This is a genomic window from Bradyrhizobium sp. GW821-FHT12B03, from assembly GCF_058807535.1.
Genome location: NZ_JBXAQU010000040.1, coordinates 1 through 19886 on the forward strand (window position 1 = coordinate 1; position 19886 = coordinate 19886).

The 19886-nt window shown below is 65.0% G+C and carries 20 protein-coding genes; 8 read left to right on the plus strand and 12 right to left on the minus strand.

What is annotated here, in order from left to right; all coding sequences use genetic code 11:
* Positions 1-115: 115 nt before the first annotated feature.
* Positions 116-409, minus strand: a complete 294-nt coding sequence (locus AC1RUR_RS37925; protein ID WP_027543691.1) for an antibiotic biosynthesis monooxygenase — start codon at positions 407-409, stop codon at positions 116-118.
* Positions 410-772: 363 nt separating this feature from the next.
* Between AC1RUR_RS37925 and AC1RUR_RS37930 the strand changes: the two genes are divergently transcribed.
* Together AC1RUR_RS37930 and AC1RUR_RS37935 are read left to right on the plus strand one after the other, a co-directional pair.
* Complete coding sequence (locus tag AC1RUR_RS37930; protein WP_492853236.1) at positions 773-1579, plus strand: hypothetical protein; 807 nt, start codon at positions 773-775, stop codon at positions 1577-1579.
* A 171-nt stretch (positions 1580-1750) separates the two neighbouring features.
* Complete coding sequence (locus tag AC1RUR_RS37935) at positions 1751-2098, plus strand: hypothetical protein (protein ID WP_492853237.1); 348 nt, start codon at positions 1751-1753, stop codon at positions 2096-2098.
* 191 nt (positions 2099-2289) lie between these two features.
* Here AC1RUR_RS37935 and AC1RUR_RS37940 read toward each other — a convergent pair whose 3' ends face one another.
* Together AC1RUR_RS37940 and htpX are read right to left on the minus strand one after the other, a co-directional pair.
* A complete protein-coding gene (locus AC1RUR_RS37940) occupies positions 2290-2931 on the minus strand; it encodes a tetratricopeptide repeat protein (protein ID WP_492853238.1) in 642 nt (213 codons plus the stop codon).
* 137 nt (positions 2932-3068) lie between these two features.
* Positions 3069-4028, minus strand: a complete 960-nt coding sequence (gene htpX / locus AC1RUR_RS37945; protein ID WP_492853239.1) for a zinc metalloprotease HtpX — start codon at positions 4026-4028, stop codon at positions 3069-3071.
* Positions 4029-4179: 151 nt separating this feature from the next.
* Here htpX and AC1RUR_RS37950 point away from each other — a divergent pair, with 151 nt between their 5' ends.
* The 5 genes from AC1RUR_RS37950 (at position 4180) to AC1RUR_RS37970 (ending at position 7862) form a co-directional block, all read left to right on the plus strand.
* Positions 4180-4410: a hypothetical protein gene (locus AC1RUR_RS37950; protein WP_492853240.1), complete on the plus strand. Its 231-nt coding sequence runs from the start codon at positions 4180-4182 to the stop codon at positions 4408-4410.
* 5 nt (positions 4411-4415) lie between these two features.
* Complete coding sequence (locus tag AC1RUR_RS37955; RefSeq protein ID WP_492853241.1) at positions 4416-4643, plus strand: hypothetical protein; 228 nt, start codon at positions 4416-4418, stop codon at positions 4641-4643.
* A 35-nt stretch (positions 4644-4678) separates the two neighbouring features.
* Entirely contained in the window at positions 4679-5983 is a 1305-nt protein-coding gene (locus AC1RUR_RS37960; RefSeq protein ID WP_492853242.1) for a lytic murein transglycosylase, read from the plus strand.
* Between the two features lie 108 nt (positions 5984-6091).
* Positions 6092-6595 carry a DUF1993 domain-containing protein gene (locus AC1RUR_RS37965; RefSeq protein ID WP_492853243.1) on the plus strand — a complete coding sequence of 168 codons (504 nt, stop codon included), beginning with the start codon at positions 6092-6094 and terminating at the stop codon, positions 6593-6595.
* 172 nt (positions 6596-6767) lie between these two features.
* A complete protein-coding gene (locus AC1RUR_RS37970) occupies positions 6768-7862 on the plus strand; it encodes an alkene reductase (protein WP_492853244.1) in 1095 nt (364 codons plus the stop codon).
* Between the two features lie 86 nt (positions 7863-7948).
* Here AC1RUR_RS37970 and AC1RUR_RS37975 read toward each other — a convergent pair whose 3' ends face one another.
* Both AC1RUR_RS37975 and AC1RUR_RS37980 read right to left on the minus strand, forming a co-directional pair.
* Entirely contained in the window at positions 7949-8992 is a 1044-nt protein-coding gene (locus tag AC1RUR_RS37975; protein ID WP_492853245.1) for an aromatic ring-hydroxylating dioxygenase subunit alpha, read from the minus strand.
* 12 nt (positions 8993-9004) lie between these two features.
* Positions 9005-10207, minus strand: coding sequence for an ABC transporter substrate-binding protein (locus AC1RUR_RS37980; protein WP_492853246.1), 1203 nt, complete (start codon positions 10205-10207; stop codon positions 9005-9007).
* Positions 10208-10360: 153 nt separating this feature from the next.
* On the opposite strand from AC1RUR_RS37980, the gene AC1RUR_RS37985 reads away from it, so the two are divergent.
* Positions 10361-11056, plus strand: a complete 696-nt coding sequence (locus tag AC1RUR_RS37985) for a TetR family transcriptional regulator (protein ID WP_492853247.1) — start codon at positions 10361-10363, stop codon at positions 11054-11056.
* 48 nt (positions 11057-11104) lie between these two features.
* Here AC1RUR_RS37985 and AC1RUR_RS37990 read toward each other — a convergent pair whose 3' ends face one another.
* From AC1RUR_RS37990 to AC1RUR_RS38020, 7 genes are all read right to left on the minus strand, one after another.
* Positions 11105-12247, minus strand: coding sequence for an alpha-hydroxy acid oxidase (locus AC1RUR_RS37990; RefSeq protein WP_492853248.1), 1143 nt, complete (start codon positions 12245-12247; stop codon positions 11105-11107).
* Positions 12247-13131: an IclR family transcriptional regulator gene (locus AC1RUR_RS37995; protein ID WP_492853249.1), complete on the minus strand. Its 885-nt coding sequence runs from the start codon at positions 13129-13131 to the stop codon at positions 12247-12249. The genes AC1RUR_RS37990 and AC1RUR_RS37995 overlap by 1 nt, the downstream gene beginning before the upstream one ends.
* A 15-nt stretch (positions 13132-13146) precedes the next feature.
* Positions 13147-14052, minus strand: a complete 906-nt coding sequence (gene dapA, locus AC1RUR_RS38000) for a 4-hydroxy-tetrahydrodipicolinate synthase (protein ID WP_492853250.1) — start codon at positions 14050-14052, stop codon at positions 13147-13149.
* 31 nt (positions 14053-14083) lie between these two features.
* On the minus strand, positions 14084-15799 hold the full coding sequence (locus AC1RUR_RS38005; RefSeq protein WP_492853251.1) for an ABC transporter permease subunit: 1716 nt from the start codon (positions 15797-15799) through the stop codon (positions 14084-14086).
* Between the two features lie 97 nt (positions 15800-15896).
* Entirely contained in the window at positions 15897-16991 is a 1095-nt protein-coding gene (locus AC1RUR_RS38010) for an ABC transporter ATP-binding protein (protein WP_492853252.1), read from the minus strand.
* 30 nt (positions 16992-17021) lie between these two features.
* Positions 17022-18101 (minus strand): ABC transporter substrate-binding protein, encoded by a 1080-nt coding sequence (locus AC1RUR_RS38015; RefSeq protein ID WP_492853253.1) that lies wholly within the window; start codon positions 18099-18101, stop codon positions 17022-17024.
* Positions 18098-19591, minus strand: coding sequence for an FAD-binding oxidoreductase (locus AC1RUR_RS38020; RefSeq protein WP_492853254.1), 1494 nt, complete (start codon positions 19589-19591; stop codon positions 18098-18100). Before AC1RUR_RS38020 ends, AC1RUR_RS38015 begins: the two co-directional genes overlap by 4 nt.
* Positions 19592-19886 lie beyond the last annotated feature (295 nt).

The window sequence follows — 19886 nt, forward strand, 5'->3', positions numbered from 1 at the left end:
GGATTCCCGATTCTGGAACCCCTTACCCTCGACCCGAGTCAATCCGTCGCACCAGATATGTGCATGCCCTAGGGCCTTCGCCGGGACGACATTGGGGAGAGGGCTCGCACTTGCCTCACGCCAGCGTATGCACGATCACCGGACCCGCGGCGGCGCGGGCGTCGCCGGCCAGCAGCGGGCCGAGATCCTTCTCGATCCAGGCGATCGCGCGCCGGTTCGCCTCCTCCGCCTGCTCGAACTTGTCGAAGATGGAGATCGCGGTGACCGTGTCGTCGCCGGCATAGACGACGTAATAGGCGCGGAAGCCGTCGACGTCGCTGATGATCGGAACGGCGCCGTCCTTGATGCGGCGCGCCAGCTCTTCCGCGCTCCCGCTTTTCGCCTTGGCCTGACGGATGGCGGCATACATGGCTTCCTCCTCCCGGCTATCGATGTGGGGCTTCGTGCCCCCGATGAATCTACACCTCGGCGCCCGTCCCGTCATCCTGAGGTGCGAGGCGTGGGACGCAACGCGTCCCACGGGGAGCCTCGAAGGATGCACGGCCGAGCTGATGCAGCGGGGCCGTCGCCCTTCGAGGGCCGCTGAAGAAGCGGCCACCTCAGGGTGACGGCGAGGGGTATCGACCTTGGTTAACCCGGCACTAATCCGCCCGCGCGATCTGCAACCAACGGTTAAGCACGCCTCAACATCGCTGCCATAGTCTCGCCCCACTCACGTTTCGCAAACAACGGTGGCCTATCCTGCCGGCGAAGTGACATCAGGGGGTTCATCATGCGCATTGCGTTGCTGCTGACTGCGACCATTGTCGGCGCGCTTTTCGCCAGTCCATCCAGTGCCGGACCGCTCGATGCGTCCACCGACGCGGCGCAGGCGTTGCCGCCGGGCTTCCAGAGCTACCGCGGCTACATGTTCGACATATCCGAGAATCGCGACCGCAAGGACGTCGACAAGCTCACCGACAATCTGAAGAGCCAGATCGACGTCGTCGAAGGCGTCGGCCTCTCCCCGCGCGTGCTGCGCTTCTTCCACACCGTTCCGATCGTCGCGAGCGAGCTGGCCTGCCTCGACGAAGGCGCCGCGACCGCTTGCTACGGCCGGGTCACGCCGGACATCCAGCGCACCGCTCCCCGGACGCTGACGGTCTGGGACCCCGGCCAGCAGCGCTGGACCAATCCGAACGCCGTCGACCTCGCGGTCGATTCGGGACTCGGCGTGATCATGCTGCGGCCGGACATGATGCGATACGAGAAAGAGGCGGTGCTGCTGCACGAGCTCCTGCACGCCTATCACGCGCGCCTGTTGCCGGACGGCTACGCCAACAAGGGCGTGATCGGCTATTATGCCCTGGCCAAGTCCAAGGACCTCCTGCCCAAGGAATCCTATGCGCTGAAGAATCCCATGGAATTCTTTGCCGTGACCGCCAGCATCTTCCTGGCCGGAAAGAGCGAATTCCACGATCCCAAGTCGCGCGAGACGCTCAAGGAAAAGATGCCGGACTATTACAAATACCTGGTCGGCGTGTTCGGCTTCGACCCCGATCCGGCCGCGTCGAGCGGCCCGGTTGCCTCGCTGAAGTGAGGCGGACGTAGCCCATCCGTACCAACCAGGCAAAAAGCCGCGCGAAATGCGCGGCTTTTTTGTTTTGAGGCGTGGAAGCTGCGGATGACGCCCGGCCGGGAATTGCCAAGGCGGGGCCCGATCTGCATAGTCCCGCCCGCATCGATACTGTTTTCAAGAGGATAGAAGAACATGGCGGACGCCGACCTGGATGTCGTGATCCGGCAACTGGCCAGACAGCTGCATACGGGCCTGATGACCCGCGCCAAGGAGCGGCGGGATCGCTTGAACGGCCTTGCGGCCAAGGCCAAGGGCAAGGAGACCGGCGACCGCTTCAAGATGATGGCCAAGGCCACCATGGAGCAGGCCACCGCCGCCGCCAAGCGCCTCCAGATGTCCGCCGACAACGTCGCCGACAGCTACGCGCGATCGATGCGACTCGCGGCCAGCACGCCGATCGCGGTGAAGGCGGAGAAGAAGCCGGCGAAGGAGAAGCCGGTGAAGAAGGCGAAAAAGGCGAAAGCCAGGAAAGCGAAGTAAGGCGCGGGCTTCTTCCTTCTCCCCTTGTGGGAGAAGGTGGCGCGAAGCGCCGGATGAGGGGTTGCTTCCGCAACCTCCGCCGCAAGAAATTCAAGCGCGGAGAGAGACCCCTCACCCGTCTCGCCGCTACGCGGCGAGCCACCCTCTCCCACAAGGGGAGAGGGGAAAAAGCCCGCTGCTTCTGAATATCATCACCGCCTGGGCGCAGCGACCCGGGTCGGCTCGGCGCTGGCGAGTTCGGCGAGCTTGGCGCGCGCTGCCTCGCGCGTGCGGCCATCCTTGCCGACGGGCAGCGCCAGTGCCGCCTCGAAATCGGCCCGCGCATCGTCGGCCTGCCCGCGCGCAAGGAACGCGAGGCCACGATCGAGGCGGGCCTGCGCATCGGAGGGGTCGAGACGGACCGCCGTGTTGTAGCTGAGGATGGCGCGATCGAGATCGCCGGTGGCGGCGAGCGCAAGACCGCGCTGGTGATAGGGCGCGGCGTGCTTGGGATCGTGTGCGATCGCCTCGTCGTAATCCGCAATGGCGAGCTCGAGGTCGCCGTTCTGCCGGCGTGCGAGCGCGCGGTCGCGATAGAGCGAGGCGCGGTTGGGATTGAGATGGATGGCCTCGTCGAAATCGGCGATCGCCCGCCGCCAGTCGCCGTGGCGCAGCGCGATCCGCCCGCGCCCTTCATAGGCAAAGGCGATCAGCGAGCCGCGGAGCGGCGAGAAGCCGATCACGGCCGCGCAGACGTCGGGCTCGTCCTCGTCCCCGCAATTGACGACCATATGCGTGGACAGGCCGATCAGCACGCCCAGGACGATCAGCAATGGTACGGCAGCTCTGGTCATCTTCGACGCTGACCGGCAACGGGCCGGCCACGCATCCCCTTTCGAAGGAAGTGTCACGCCGAGGTGTTAACACCGGCCGGGCCGATCCTGTGTGCGCCAGGTCACAAAACCGTACGCAAATCCTCGCCGGTTCCGGATCAGCCCCAAGGACCACGTGAAGGACCACGTGAAGGTCCACGCGACGACGAGCGGCCCCACGGGCTCGCCGGCGGATAGTTTTCGTTGGCGCCGACGGACGGCGCGGCCTGCGCGCCGAGCGCGGCCGCAAGCTGCTGGAGCGCGGCGACGCGGTTCTGTGTCGAGGGATGGGTGGCGAAGAGACTGTCCACGCCGTGGCCCGACAGCGGATTGATGATGAACATGTGCGCGGTCGCGGGATTTCGCTCGGCCTCGAAGTTCGGGACCTGATGTGCGGCGCCTTCGATCTTCACCAGCGCCGACGCCAGCCACATCGGCTGCCCGACGATGCGCGCACCGAGATCGTCCGCGGCGTATTCACGTGTGCGGCTGATCGCCATCTGCACCAGCATGGCGCCGAGCGGCGCCAGGATCATCATCAGGATCGAGCCGACGATGCCCGGGCCGTTGTTGTTGTCGCGATGGCCGCCGAAGAACATGCCGAACTGCGCCAGCATGGAGATCGCGCCCGCGATGGTCGCGGTAATCGTCATCAGCAGCGTGTCGTGATGCTTGATATGTGCAAGCTCGTGCGCGATCACGCCGGCGAGCTCCTCCCGGCTGAGCTGGCGCATCAGGCCGGTGGTGACGGCGACCGCGGCGTTCTCGGGATTGCGACCGGTCGCGAACGCGTTGGGCTGCGCCTCGTCCATCAGGAACACGCGCGGCATCGGCAGGCCCGCGCGGCCCGCAAGCTCGGCGACGAGCCCGACCAGCTCGGGCGCGGTCGAACGGTCGACCTCATGGGCGCCGTACATCGAGAGCACCATGCGGTCGGAGTTCCAGTAGGTGAAGAGGTTGGTCGCCGCTGCAATCACGAGCGCGATCATGGCGCCGGAGGCGCCGCCGATCAGATAGCCCACGCCCATGAACAGGGCGGTGAGGCCTGCGAGCAGCATTGCGGTACGAAGATAGTTCATGGCCGTCTCCCGGCCGGCTGCGGCCGCAGAAGGCGTTGCAGGCCGGCGCTCATGAGGTAGGGATGACCCCGGTCCGGGTGCAAGGTTTCAAGGTGCGTCGCGGCGCCGCGGCACTTGACCCAACCCGGGACGCCCGGGCACGATCGAGACCATGCATTTCGAGATTCTCGGCGAGATTACCGAGGTCGAAACCTTTGCCAGCGGCTCGGGCATCCGCGAGATCGCCCGGCTGCGACGAATCTGTGGGCGGGGGCGTTGGCGCAAGCGCAAAGGCATCGCCCGGGTGCGATTATCCGATGGCTCTACTCACCTCGCTGAGATACATTGGTATGAGGCTGCCGGCATCGGCCGCAAGGAATTCAAGATCAAGAACCTGCTTTGACAATCATGACGAAATCACGAAGCAAGCAACTGGTGATCTGCGTGGACAATGAGAGCTACGCCGCCTCTCTCGAGACGCGTAAGATCTACGTAACGTTGCGCGATGCGGCGGCCGAGAAACTCGACATGCTGCGGGTCGTCGATGAGTCCGGCGAAGATTATCTGTATCCGAAGACGTTATTCCGTTCCATCACATTGCCACTCGCCGTGAAGCGCGCCGTATTGGCGGCCTAGCGCTCATCCGCCCAGCACCAGAGATATCGATACCGATGAACTGCCTTGGTTCTCGCCTTGCGGTCGTAACGATTGCAATCGCCTTCGCCCTTCCCGCGTCCGCCCAGCTCCTTCCGCCGCCTGCGAAGCCCGCCGCCCCCAAGGCCACTGCGCCCTCGCCGCGCGCGGCCTCGTGCCATAACGGGGCGAGCTTCGATCGCTTCCTCGCCGACGTGAAGAGCCAGGCGGTTGCCGCCGGCGTCTCGCAGCGGACGATTGCGGAGGCTTCGCCCTACCTCGTCTACGACCAGGGCATCGTCAACCGCGACCGCGGCCAGCGCGTGTTCGGGCAGCTGTTCACCGAATTTGCCGGCCGCATGGCCGCGCCCTATCGCATGCAGAACGGCCAGCAGCACATCAAGCAACATGCCGCTGCCTTTGCGCGCGCCGAAAAGGAATACGGCGTACCGCCGGCGGTGATCGCCGCGTTCTGGGGCCTCGAGAGCGATTTCGGCGTCAACATGGGCAATCTGCCGACGCTGAAATCACTGGTGTCGCTCGCCTATGACTGCCGGCGCTCGGAAATGTTCGTGAACGAGACCATCGCCGCGCTGAAGATCATCGACCGCGGTGATTTGCATCCCGACGAGATGGTCGGCTCCTGGGCCGGCGAGCTCGGGCAGACGCAATTCCTGCCCGTGCATTACGTCAACTATGCCGTCGACTATGACGGCGACGGCCGGCGCGATCTCCTGCGCAGCGAGAACGACGTGATCGGCTCGACCGCGAACTACATCGCCAACGGATTGAAGTGGCGGCGCGGCGAGCCATGGCTGGAGGAGATCAAGGTGCCCTCGAGCCTGCCGTGGGAGCAGACCGATCTCACCGTGCAGCTGCCGCGCTCGAAATGGGGTCAGCTCGGTGTCACCTATCCCGACGGAAGGCCGCTGCCGAACGACAATCTCGCGGCGTCCGTGCTGTTGCCGATGGGACGCTTTGGGCCGGCCTTCATGGCGTATGCGAATTTCGCGGCCTATACCGAGTGGAATAACTCGCTGATCTACTCGACCACCGCGGGCTATCTGGCCACCCGCATCGCGGGCGCAGCGCCAATGCGCAAGCCGGCGGCGCCGGTCGCGCAACTGCCGTTCAACGAGCTCAAGGAGTTGCAGCAACTGCTGGTGCGCGCCGGCTTCAATGTCGGCAAGGTCGACGGCGTGCTGGGCCAGCAGAGCCGCGCCGCCGTGAAGGCGATGCAGATCAAGTTCGGCCTGCCGGCGGATTCCTGGCCGACCGCGGAGCTGCTGGCGCGCATGCGCGGCGGCACGGCGCAGGCGCAGCCGGTGGGCACGATCCGGTAGAATTTTCGCACTGCACAAGCCGCTTTTGCGATTGTATTTTTCCATGAGGCTCCCATGTGAGTAGCTCAGGTTTTCTCCTGAGACTTCCCTCATTGAAGCGAGCATCACATGTCCTTTTACGACGCCGTCGTTCCCGCCTATTTGCAAATGCTGAACAGCCTCACCGGCCTGCTCACCAAGGCCGAGGCGCATTGCGCGGCCAAGAAGGTCGACCCGAGCGTGCTGCTCGGCTCCCGCCTCTTCCCGGACATGCTGCCGCTGTCGAAGCAGATCCAGCTCGTCAGCGATTTCGCGGCCAAGGGCTGCGCAAGGCTGACCCACAGCGAGGTGCCCTCGACGCCCGACACCGAGACCAGCTTTGCGGAATTGAAGCAGCGGCTGGCCAAGACGATCGACTACGTGAAGTCGTTCAAGCCCGCGCAGTTCGAGGGCGCCGAGACCAAGGACGTCACCTTCCCGGCCGGCCCCGACAAGTCCATCACCATGAAGGGCCAGCAATTCCTCAGCGCGTTCTCGCTGCCCAACTTCTATTTCCACGCCACGACCGCGCACGGCATCCTGCGCCACAACGGCGTCGAGATCGGCAAGCGCGACTTCCTCGGCGCGAACTGAGTTGACACGGCCGCGGTGGCGGAAATCCTCTGCCGGGGCCCAAATTGCACATGAATTATGCTACGCGGTCCCCGCCGCGTAGCTCGCCTGCACTTTCCGTATGGCTCCTCCCTTGCGCTGGTTGCCGCGATGCACAAGTGTTCCGGACCTCTCACCGCCTGGAAGCATCCCCATGAGCCGTCCGACCAAATTGTTTGAGACCTACAAGCTCGGCCCGATCACGCTGGCCAACCGTTTCGTGATGGCGCCGCTGACGCGCAACCGCGCCGTCCCCGGCACGTTCGTTCCCGGCGCGCTCGCCGCCGACTATTACGGCCAGCGCGCCTCCGCAGGGCTCCTGATCACCGAAGCGAGCCAGGTCTCGCAGCAGGGCCAGGGCTACCAGGACACCCCCGGCATCTACAGCAAGGACCAGGTCGCCGGCTGGCGCAAGGTCACCGACAAGGTCCATGAGCGCGGCGGCAAGATCTTCATCCAGCTCTGGCATGTCGGCCGCATCTCGCATGTCGACCTTCAGGCCAATGGCGCAGCGCCTGTCGCGCCGAGCGCGATCCGCGCCAAGGGCAAGACCTTCGTGAACGGCGGCTTTGCCGATGTCTCCGAGCCACGTGCGCTCGAGCTCTCCGAAATTCCCGGGATCATCGACGATTTCAAGCGCGCCACGAAGAACGCGCTGGAGGCCGGCTTCGACGGCGTCGAGATCCACGGCGCCAACGGCTATCTGCTCGACCAGTTCGCCAAGGACGGCGCCAACAAGCGCAACGATGCCTATGGCGGCTCGATCGAGAACCGCGCGCGGCTGATGCTGGACGTCTCCAGGGCCGTCGTGGCAGAGGCCGGTGCCGATCGCACCGGCATTCGCATCTCGCCGGTGACGCCGGCCAATGACATCTCCGACAGCAATCCGCAGGCCTTGTTCGATCACATCGTCGACGGCCTCAGCGCGCTCAAGCTGGTCTATCTCCACGTCGTCGAGGGTGCCACCGGAGGGCCGCGCGATTTCGCGCCGTTCGACTACGCGTCCTTGCGCAAGCGCTTTGCCGGCGCCTATGTCGCCAACAACGGCTACGATTTCGATCTGGCGACCAAGGTGCTGGATGCGAACGCGGCCGATCTCATCGCCTTCGGCAAGCCGTTCATCTCCAACCCCGATTTGGTCGAGCGGCTGAAGAAGGGTGCCGCGCTGAACGACTGGGACAAGGCCACGTTCTACGGCGGCAGCGCGAAGGGCTACACCGATTACCCGACGCTGGAGGCGGCGGAGTAGAGGCTGAGCTCCTTCCACGCCGTCAGTGCGGGGGAAGCGGCGAGACGATCCAGATCTGCTCCGCGGAGATTGACCTGGATCTGCGCTCACGCAGATGCGCGGGTCTCACCTTCGCCCGCCACCATCTTCTCCACGATGCGACGCATGCGCTGGGGCGCAGCGTCGATGGCGAGGCGGATGCATTTGGCGTCGGGGCGGGCTTGCGCGACTTGCTCGATGCGCTCCAGGATCTCCTTGTCCTCATTGAAGGCGATTCGAAAATCGGCGTGCAGGCGCTGATCCGTCTCGAGATCGTCCAGCGCAAAATTGCGGACGTGCAGCCAGTGATCGATGCAGACGTCGTCATCGACGGGCGTGATGAAGTGGCAGGCAAAGATGCGAAGGCCGCTTCCGCGATCTGCCGGATCGACAATCGCGCCGGCATCGGCGCTGCCGAAATCGATCACCGCGATGCAGGGCGCGACGTAGTCGTAATAATGCCAGCGGTCGACAGCCCCTCGGAAGTTGCCGTACTTCGTAAACAGCGGGATCGGCTGCGCGTTCTTGATCCATCGCCACACCAGGACGCCGCGCTCGCCGAACGTATGCTCGACCGGAATCTCTTCGCTCGCTGAATTGCCGAGCGTCGACAGATGCACGAAGCTGACATGGGCGGGATCACAGAGGTTATCCGCGAGATTGAGGTAGCCGGTCTCGATCCGAAGCGCATCGCCTTCCGCGGCATGCCAGCCTGACTGATGATACTGCGGCAGGTCGTAGACCAGCGACGGATCGGCCAGCGCGGGGTCGCCGGGCCAGATCCAGACCAGCCCCATCTTCTCTCTCAGCGGATAGGAAGGTACCCGCGCGTTGGGCGGAATCACCGGCTGCCCGGGAATTCGAACACAACGCCCGTCTGGCCCAAACGTCATGCCGTGGTAGCCGCACTCTATGGCATCGCCCTTGAGCTTGCCCATCGACAGCGGCGCCAACCGGTGCGGACAGACGTCGTCGAGCGCTATCACCTGGCCCGCTTCGCCACGGTAGACGACGAGGTCCATGCCGAGAATGCGATGGCGCGACAGCGCGCGCGTCACGTTGCGCGACCAGGTGAGCGGATACCAGGTGTTGCGGGGAGCGAGCAGGTTCATGGAGCTGGGCCTCTAGTTCTTCAGTTTGGCGAGCACTTCGGAGTCCGCCGGCTGGTAAGCGGTGCCGTCGACGTAGCGCCAATCGGTCATGACGCCCTGGCCGTCTCGTACCGCGATCCTGCCGATATAGACGCCCATGGTGGATTGATGATCGATCGCACGGAAGGCGACCGGGCCCACCGGAGTATCGACCTTCAGATGCTCCATGGCCTTGATCAGGTCGCCGGTCCTGGTCGAGCCTGCAGTCTCGATCGCCTTCGCAAGCACGAGCGTGTTGATGTAGCCAATGAGCGCGCCGATGTTCGGCGGCTCCTTGAAGCGGCCGACATAGACTTGCAGAAACGCATCATGTGCCGGCGTCCTGATCTCGCTCTGGGGATAGCCGGTGACGAGCCAGCCTGCGGGCGCCTCATCCTTCAGCGGCGCAAGATATTCCGGCTCGCCGGTGAGGAGGCTGACGACGGAACGGCCGGCAAAGGCGTTTCGCGTCGTCCCTTCGCGCACCAGCTTGACGAGGTCCGGACCGAAGGTTGCGTTGAAGATCGCCTCGGGATTTTCCGAGGTCATCGCCTGGACGACAGCGCCGGCCTCGATCTTGCCGAGCGGCGGCCATTGCTCGGAAACGAACTCGACGTCGGGGCGCAGCCGCTTCAACTCGCGCTTGAAGCTTGCAACTGCCGCTTGCCCGAACTCGTAGTTCGGCGCGATCGTCGCCCAGCGCCGGGCAGGAAACTTGGCCGCCTCCTTTGCCAGGATCGAGGCTTGCGTATAGGTGCTCGGCCGCAGCCTGAACGTATATCGATTGCCCTTTTCCCAGATCAGCGCATCGGTCAACGGTTGCGAGGCGAGGAAGAAGATCTGCTTCTGCTTGGCGAAGTCGGCAACCGCGAGGCCGACATGCGAGAGGATGGTGCCGGTCAGCAGGTCGACCTGCTCGCCCTCAACGAGCTGGCCGGCGGCCGTGATCGCCACGTCGGGCTTTCCGGCATCGTCGCGCGCGACGATCTCGAGCTTGCGGCCGAGCACGCCGCCTTTTGCGTTGATTTCGTCCCGGGCGAGTTCCCAGCCCTGGCGATAGCCGCGTGTTCCGACCGGCAGGGCTGAATAGCTCGATATCTCGCCAATCTTGACCGGCGGCGGCTCCGCCGCCTGCGCAACGCCCCAAGCCGATACAAGACCAAGTCCGACGAAGGTCACGACAGCCGGAATTCGCATGTCAATCTCCCGCCATTGGGACTACCTGATGTATGTAGTACTTACTACATAGCGAATACCAGACGGGAATACTTGTCAACGGTGAACAAATGGGAGGGCTTGCCAAAAAAGCGGCAACCTCCATCCTGCTGGCTGTGATTCCGGGGATGCACAATGGTCAATGATACGGAGCCGCCTATCCGCGAGCTCGCCGCCCCTCGCCTCAAGCGGAAGAAGGCCGCGGCGGTCCGGCGGGCGCGAGCCCCCGATCAGACTCGCGAAGCGATACTACGCGCGGCCGTCACCGAATTTGCGCGCGAAGGCTACGGCGGCGCACGGGTCGATCGCATCAGCAGAGCCGCCAAAAGCAACGACCGGATGCTCTATTACTACTTCAAGAGCAAGGAGAAGCTCTTTCATCAGGTCATCGAGCATTGCTACGCCGATCTGGTCGCCTCGGAAGAGGCGCTCGATCTCGATTTTTCGAGACCGCGCAAGGCGCTTGCCGATCTGGTCGCCTTCAACTGGGACTACTATTGGGCACACCCGGAGCTCTTGAGCATCCTGGCATCGGAGAATCTGTTCAAGGGACGTCACGTCAAGAACAATATCCGCCGCAGCTTCGCCAACACCCAGCTCGGGATGCTGGAGCGCGTGCTCCAGAGCGGCATCGAGCGCCGCGAATTCACGGCGGACTGCGATCGCTTCCACCTCTATCTTTCGATCCTCTCGCTCACCTATTTCTACCGGGCCAATCTCTACACCTTGTCGAGCTACACGCAGATCGACCTTGCCGAAGAGGCGCGACGGAAGGCCTGGCTTGCGCATGTCCAGGCCATGATCGAGGATCTGGTCAAGCCGAGGAAGTGAAGGCAACGGCAGACGGGAAAAGGCCGGGATCATTCCCGGCCTTTGTCTTCATTGACGCACTCTGCGCAACTCCGACACGTGCTCAGCGCCGAGAAACGCCATCGCGGTGTCCATCTCGCCGACGAGCATGCGCAAGACCGCCTCGGCACCGGCCTCGCCGCCGGCTGCGAGGCCCCAGAGCGGCAGGCGGCCGAGCAGGACGGCTTCGGCGCCGAGCGCGAGATATTTCAGCGCATCCGTGCCCCGCCGGACCCCGCTGTCGGCAAGCACCGTCAACCGTCCCTTGACCGCTTCGGTGATCGCCGGGATGCATTCCGCCGGCGCGGGCAGGCAGTCGAGATTGCGTCCGCCATGGGCGGAGACGACGATCGCATCACAGCCGAGCTCGGCCGCGGTCACCGCATCCTGCACCGCAAGGACGCCCTTGATGATCAGCTTGCCCGGCCAGATCTGGCGCAGCCAGCGCACGTCGTCCCAGTTGAGGCGATGGTCAAGGCGGACGGCGTCCGCGATGCCCGGCCGGGTGATCGCCGTGCGGAATTCGTCCGGATAGTGGCCGTAGGTCGGCATGCCCTCGCTCAGGAGATAGCGCGCCAGAACACTGATGAGCCAGCGCGGATGCCGCGCGACGTCGATCGTGCTGCGCAGGCTCGGTGCGAACGGAATGCCGAAGCCGTTACGCTTGTTGTACTCGCGGTTGGGCGAGACCGGCGTATCGGCCGTGACGACGAGGATCTCGCAGCCGCAGGCGCGGGCGCGCTCCAGAAGTCCTGCCGTCAGCGTCCGATCGCGCCAGACATAGAGCTGGAACCACAGCGTCGCATCGGGCGCGCCGCGCCTGACGGTTTCGACCGTGGTCACCGATTGCGTCGAGATGCAGACGGGAATGCCGACACGCGCGGCCGCGCGCGCCAGCTTGGTCTCGCCGTCATGCGCAACGAGGCCTGCGAGCGCGGTCGGCGCCACGACGAGAGGCGCTGCGAAGCGTCGTCCCAGGAGCGTGGTGTCGAATGAACGTCTGTCGTGCCCGGTCAGCACCGATGGCGTCAGCGTGATCTCGTCCAGCGAGGTGCGCAGGCGCCCCAGCGCGACCTCGTCCTCCGTGCCGCGATCGATATAGTCGAACAGGCCGCGCGGCAGGAATTTTTGCGCAACGCTGCGGTAGTCGTCTGCATTCAAGAGCATCCGCATCAGGCGGCGTAGCGGTTGAACTTCGAGATCGAGGTCGCGGCGACATGGACATGCTGCACGAGCTCGGCCTCGGCGCGCTCCTTGGTCCAGCGCGTGGTCGGCACGGAGATGTTGACCGCAGCGACCGCACGGCCGTGCTCGTCGATGATCGGCGCCGCGACCGAAATGTCGCCCATGACGCTCTGGTTGATCTGGATCGAATAGCCGCGCGAGGCCGCGACGCGCACCTGCTCCAGGAGCTGGTCCGGGTCCGTAATCGTATACGGCGTCAGCGGCTCGAGTTGCGTGCGCTTCAACAGGTCCTGCCTCACCTCTTCAGGGAGCGCCGACAGGATGGCGATGCCGGACGCCGTGAAGTAGGCCGGCAGCCGGCTTCCGATCACGAAATCGATATGAATGAGATGCCGGCCGGGAAAGCGCGCCACGAACACGACCTCGTGGCCGTCCAGCTCGTGCAAATTGCAGGTCTCGCCGAGATTGCGGCTCATGTCGAGGAGATAGGGCGAGGCCTTGTCGATCAGTTCGTTGGCCTTGAGATAGCTGTGCGAGAACTGGAGCACTTTCGAAGTGAGGCCATAGTTGCGCGTGCCCTCGATCCGCCTGAGATAGCCGAGCGTCTCCAGCGTGTAGACCAGGCGCTGGGTGGCGCTGCGATCGAGGTTGGCTGCGCGCGCGATATCGGCGAGCGTCAGGAAACGCTGCGGCCCGTCGAAGGTGTGCAGGACCTGAAAGGCCTTCTCGGTCGAGCCGACGAACAGCGACGAGCGCGCCGGCTCGGCACTTTTGCCGACACGCTTTTCCGCACGAGCTTTGTCCGGGCTCGCTTTGTCCAGGCTCTTGGCTTTGACAGCCTTCCTTGATCCGCCCTGGCCGCTACGCGCCATGTCGTCGTCCTTTCGTCACCCAACGTTTTCGGTGAGCGCCAACTGCTTCTTGAACTCGGCGCGGAATGCCGAGACCAGCGCCTGCGCCGGCTGCACCAGCGGCGCCAGCATGCGCGGCGCATCGACGCCGACCATGTCCATCACCGCCTTCATCGGCCCCGGGTTGGTCTCGGCGAAGGCCATGTTCATGAACGGGATCAGCCGGCGGTGCAGGCTCAACGCCTCCGCGGTGCGACCCGCGATCGCCGTCTCGTAAATTGCGCGCCAGGCGCGCGGCAACAGGCACGCGGTGACGACGATGCCGCCCGTCGCACCGGCCGCCAGATGCAGCGGAAACAGGCTGTCCTCGCCGCTCAGGACCGCGAAGCTGTCGTCGACGCCGGCCACGACTTGCAGGAAATGGTACATGTCGAGATTGCAGGCCTTCATGCCGATGATGTTGGGATGCCTGGAGAGTTCATGCAGGATCCTGGGCTCGATCGCGATCCGGGTACGGTAAGGGATCTCATAAATCAGGACAGGCACGGGCGAGGCGTCGGCATAACGCAGAAAATAGTCACGAACGCCAGCCTGAGTCGGGTTGGTGTAATATGGCGTAAGAACCAGCAGACCGTCCACGCCTTCGGCGGCGAATTCACGCCCGGCCTGGAGCGCATCGTGAAAGCCGGTGTCGAGCACGCCGGCGATGACCGGGCCCTTGCCCGCCATCGCCTTCACCGACAGGCCGGCCATCCTGATGCGCTCGGCACGTGCGAGCGCGCCGTATTCGCCGGTCCCGCCGAGCGGCACCACGCCGTCGATGCCCTGCTTGTTGAGCCAGGTGAACATGGCCGAGACCGCGGCGGTATCGATGGTGTCGTCGGCCTTCACCGGGGTCGGAATGGCCGGGAACAGGCCGCGGAGGCGATTGGCAGTGAGCATGATGTGAACCTCTGGTTGGAATGCGGAGCGGCTACCTTGCGGCAGCGCGCCGACGCAGGCGTTCGGCGACGAAGATCAAGAGCCCCATGAAGACGAACAGGCACGTCGAAACGGCGGCGATCACGGGCGAGACCTGAAGCGTCACCTCGTCCCAGAACTGCTTGGGCAGCGTGGCGTTGAGGCCGCCGGTCGCGAACAGCGCGATGGTGAGCTCGTCGAACGAGGTGGCGAAGGCAAACAGGAAGGAGGAGAACATGCCCGCGCCGAGAATCGGAAAGGTGACGTGGCGCAGCGTCGCAAAGGGGCGTGCGCCGAGGCTTTGCGCGGCATGGTCGAGCCGCGTGTCGTAGTTGCGCAGCACGGCCATCATGGTCATCACCACGTAGGGCACCGCGACGACGGTATGTCCGAGGATGAGGCCAAAGGCGCTGCCGACCAGGCCCATTTGCGCGAACACATAGAACATGCCGACCGCGATGATCATGCGGGGCACGACAATCGGCGACAGGATGAAGGCAAGCCAGGCAGCCTTGCCGGGAATGTTGCTCCTCACCAGCAGGAACGCGGCCGGCGTTCCGATCAGCATGGCGAGCCCACCCGTCCCCAGACCGACCAGCAGCGAGCGCAGGAACGCCTGGGTCCACACCGGCGAATGCAGCACAGTCTCATACCAATGCAGCGTAAACCCCTGCGGCGGCCAGTTGAGGCCGCCGGTGCCGAACGACAGCGGGATCATCAGGATCGTCGGCGCACTGATGACGACGAGCATGGTCCAGACGAAGGCCTGCAAGCCGAGGCCGGCCTGGTCCGGGTTGCGGCCGCGACGGCGTGACGGCAGCATCAGGATGATGCGGTCGGAAATCGCACCGAGCAGCGTGAGCAGCGCATCGCCGGCCCGCGTGACCGGACTCGACCAACGCGAGGGCGCGGCATCGCGCGGCGCGGACGCGCCGGTCATGGTCGACAGGCCGAGCAGCCGGTCATAGGCGGCAAAGACGATGAGGACGACGACCAGCAGCAGCACCGAGATCGCGCCGGCAAAACCCCAGTTCATGGTCTGCTGGACCTGATCGATGATGAGCTGCGTGATCATGGTCTCGCGGCGTCCGCCGAGCAGCGCCGGCACGATGAAGAAGCCGATCGCGGTGACGAACACCATGATCCCCGCCGCGGCGACGCCCGGCAGCGAGAGCGGAAAGTAGATCTTCCAGAACGCCATGCCCGGCCGCGCCCCGAGCGTGGCGGCGGCGCGCGGCAGGGTGCGGTCGATATTCTCCATCACCGAGAGCATGGTCAGCACGGCAAGCGGCAGCAGCGCGTTCACCATGCCGACGAGGACGCTGCCGAAATTGTAGAGCAGGCTCGCCGGGCTCGAGGTGATGCCGAGCCAGATCAGCAGCTTGTTGATGACGCCGTTGCGCCCGAGCAGCACGATCCAGGCGAAGGCGCGCACCAGAAAGCTGGTCCAGAACGACAGCAGCACCCAGAACAGCAGCGTCGCCTTCCGTTCCTTGCCGACCACCGAGATCAGATAGGCGATCGGATAGCCGGCGACGACGCAGACCAGCGTCGTCACCAGCGAGATCTTCAGCGTGATGAGGAGGACATCGACATAGACGGATGAGGCGAAGAGCTGGCGATACGGCGCAAACGTGAATCCGCTGTCATTGTAGATGCTGAGCAGCAACAACTGGCCGACCGGGTAGAGCAGGAAGAAGACGAGCAGCAGGACGAGCGGGCTCCCCATCGCGGCCCAGGTCCAGACCTGCGACCGGACGCGAGAGCGCCTCGCGGTCCGGAGCCGTCCCGATTCGATCGCAGGTGCTTTGGCCGATACCATGGCGTCAGTATGCTCCGCCGTCGCGGATCGCCACGGCATCCGCGGAATTCCAGCCGAGCGAGACGAGCTGGCCAATCTCGTAGGGCGTCGCGCTCGATCGCGTGGGATAGGCCGCGACGAGCTGCGGCATGTCGGCCCTTTCGGGCGAGATGTAGAGCCGCGTCATGCTGCCGCTGATCATCACGTCGACCAGCCTGCCGGTGAGCGTGCCGTTCGCCGCATCACCGACATGGAGGTTCTGGGGGCGGACCATCAGCTTGATCGGCTCGCCGATCGCGAAGCTCGCGCCGTTGCCGACCGCGCGTGACGGAACCGTCTGGTCGGCCAGCACGATGTCGAGCCCCTGCGCATCGACCTGCCGGACCGTTGCGCTGAACAGGTTGGACTCGCCGAGAAAGTCCGCGACGAAGACCGATTGCGGGCGGAAATAGAGATCCTCGGGTGTGCCAAGCTGCTCGATGGCGCCTGCATTCATCAGGCAGATGCGATCGGACATGGTCATCGCCTCTTCCTGATCGTGGGTCACGTAGATGATCGTGGTGCCGAGCTCGCGATGGATGCGCTTGATCTCGAGCTGCATCTGGTCGCGCAGCTTCTTGTCGAGCGCCCCGAGCGGCTCGTCCATCAGGATGATGGCGGGGCGATAGACGATGCAGCGCGCCAGCGCGATGCGCTGCTGCTGGCCGCCCGAGAGCTCGCGCGGATAGCGTTTTGCGACGTGCGGCAGGCGCACCGTCTCCAGCGCCTCGGCCGTGCGCCGGCGCGCATCGGCATCGGAGACCTTCCGCATCTTCAGCGGAAACGCGATGTTGTCCTCCACCGTCATGTGAGGAAACAACGCGTAGTTCTGGAACACGACGCCGATGTCCCGGTCATAGGCCGGGCTGTGCGTCACGTCGGCGTCGTCGATCAGTATCCGACCTTCGTCCGGATGCGCGAGCCCCGCGATCAGGCTGAGCAGCGTCGTCTTGCCCGATCCCGAAGGGCCGAGCAGCGTGAGGAATTCCCCCTTCGCGACATCGAGACTGGTCGGCGCCAGCGCGACGAAGTCGCCATAGCGCTTGGTAAGTCCTTTGACGCGCAAGCTCGACGATGTCATGCCCTGCTCCAATCGCGGGATGGTTCAGGCTCAGGCCAGGATCCAGCTGTTGAAGCGCTCGATGACGGCGGCCTGGTTGTCGTACCAGAACTTCGCATCGATCTTCAGGCCAGCCTTGATGTTGTCCGGATAGGTCGGGCAGTTCTTGGCGAGCTCGGGCTTGACGTAATTGAAGGCCTCCGGCTGCGTGAGGCCGGCGGGAAAATACTCCATCAGCGCCGCCTGGCGCTTCGGATCGGAGGCGAACTTGATGAACTCGCGGCAGGCATCCGCATTCGGCGTGCCGGCGAGGATCGACCAGTTGTCGCCGCCCCATACGCCCTGATTCCAGACGATCTCGACCGGTGCGCCAGCCGCCTGCGCGGCCTGCGGACGCGACACCCAGGTCGGCAGCAGGTCGATTTCCCCCGAGGTCAGCATCTGCTCGACCTGCGCACCACTGGTCCACCATACGGCGACGGACGACTTGATCTTGTCGAGCGAAGCAAACGCCTTGTCGAGATCGCAGGGGTAGACCTGCGCGGTCGGCACGCCCGCGCCCATCAGCGCCTCCTCGATCGTGTCGAACGGATGCTTGCGCACGGCGCGGCGTCCCGGAAACTCCGCCACGTTCCAGAAATCGGCCCATGACTGCGGCGCCTTGCGGCCCTTGAAGGCGTCCGTGCGGTAGGCCAGCACGGTGGTGTAGACGTTGGTGCCGACGCCGTAGGGCGACATGAATTCGGCGGGGATCGACTTGATCACGGGCTCGGATTCGAGGCCGTGCTTTTCGAGATATTGCTTGCTGCCGCTGGTCAACAGCAGGATCGCGGGCCAGGAGATCTTGGCCATGTCCCAGGTGTAGTTCTTGGTATCGACCATGGTCTTGATCTGCGCGACGGGCTCGGCATTGGCCTGCACCCCGACCACCTCGATGCCGGTCGCTTCGGTGAACGGACGGTAGAACACCGCGCCATAGGCTTTGGTGTAGATGCCGCCGTCGTCGCGCACCACGATGCGCTTGCCCGCGGCGCGGGACGGCGACCAGACGGCGGGCGCGGCCAGCGCGACGGCTCCTGCGCCGAGCAGCAGTCGGCGGCGGGAAGTGATGATCTTCGGAAGATGTGTCATGGCTTCGGTCCCCTCTCAGCGGTTGATGACGAAGACGCGGCCACGGGGCCGCGAGCAGTTTCCGGCGTGGATGGCGGCGGCAGCACGTGGCCCGGGTTGAACAGGCCCGACGGGTCGAACGCCTGCTTCACTGCGCGCATCAGCGCGAGCTCGACCGGCGGCTTGTAGCGGGACATCTGCTCCATCAGGGTCCGTCCGACCCCGTGTTCGGCGCTGAACGTGCCGCGGAGCGAGGCCGCGACGTCGTTGACGGCATGGCGAATGCGCTCGCCGACCGCGTCGCGATCGTCCAGGGCATCCCATTGCGCGAAAGTGAAGAACGGAATGAGATGGACGTTGCCGTCACCCATGTGGCCGACGATGACGAACGGCAGATCCGGGATGATGGCATGGACCGACGCCATGGCCTGCGCGATGAAGGCGGGTACCGCCGACACCGGGACCGCGCTGTCCGAGGTGAGGCCAACGCCGGCCTTCTTGTTGGCTTCCGACACGCTGTGACGCACCAGCCACATCGCCTTGCGCTGCGCCTCGCTCGCGGCGACGACACCGTCGCTGATCAGCCCGGCCTCCAGCGCGCGCTCGAGCACGGCCTGCATCGTGGCTGCGAGCCCTTCGGCATCGCCCGTATCGGACAGTTCGACCAGGACATGCCAGCTGTCGACCTGCGCCACCGGACAACGCCGGCCGGGCACCTGCTCGAGCACGAGCTCGATCTGTTTCGCATTCATCAGCTCGAAGGCGGAAAGCCGCGAATTGCAGGAGGCCTGGAACAGGCCGAGCACGTCGAGCGCGTGCTGAGGGCCGTCGACGGCGAGCCAGGCGACCGCCTCGGCTGTTGGCAGCGGATGCAGCTTCAGCACCGCGCCGGTGATGATGCCGAGGGTGCCCTCGGAGCCGATGAAGAGGTGCTTGATGTCGTAGCCGGTGTTGTTCTTGCGCAGCGCGTAGAGGCCGTCCCAGACCGAACCGTCCGGCAGCACCACCTCGAGCCCGAGCACATTGTCGCGCGTGTTGCCGTAGCGCAGGACGCCGGTCCCGCCGGCATTGGTGGCGATGTTGCCGCCGATCTGGCAGGAGCCTTCGGCACCAAGGCTGACCGGATAGAGCCGGCCGGCGGAGATAGCGGCCTCCTGAATGGTCGCCAGCACGCAGCCGGCGTCGACCACCATGGTGTTGTTGACCGGATCGAGCGAGCGGATCTGGCGCATCCGCGTCAGGGCGACGATCACCGGCGGCCTGCCCTGCCCCGTCGGGGTCGCGCCGCCGCACAGGCTGGTGTTGCCGCCCTGCGGCAGCAGGGGTGTGCCATCCGCGACGCAGAGCCGGACGATGGCCGCAACCTGCTCGGTGCTGGACGGGAGAACCGCGCAAAGCGCCGGCGCCCGATAGCGGCCACGCCAATCTTCAGTGAGGCCCGCGAGATCCTCCTCGCGCGTCAGCACGGCCGTGTCGCCCAGCAACCGCTTGAACGCCTCGATCAATGCCATCTACCGGCCTCCGGAACGGGCCGACACTGGCCCAAACGGCTATCGCGCAAGTAATTGCAATGCGATTACTTCAATCGCATTATGCTGATCATGAATTCGATGTGACGGGGAGTCAAGCGGGGGCCCCTCGCATTGCAGGGAAGTGCCTCCGCGCCACGGCTGTCATTCCCCGCGAAAGCGGGGAATCCAGTACGCCGCGGCCTCTCCGTATCCCACGCCTGTCTCTGGAATACTGGGCGGATTCAATCACTCGTCGCAACACCCAGCGAAGGAGGTTGCGATGGAGAACCGTGTG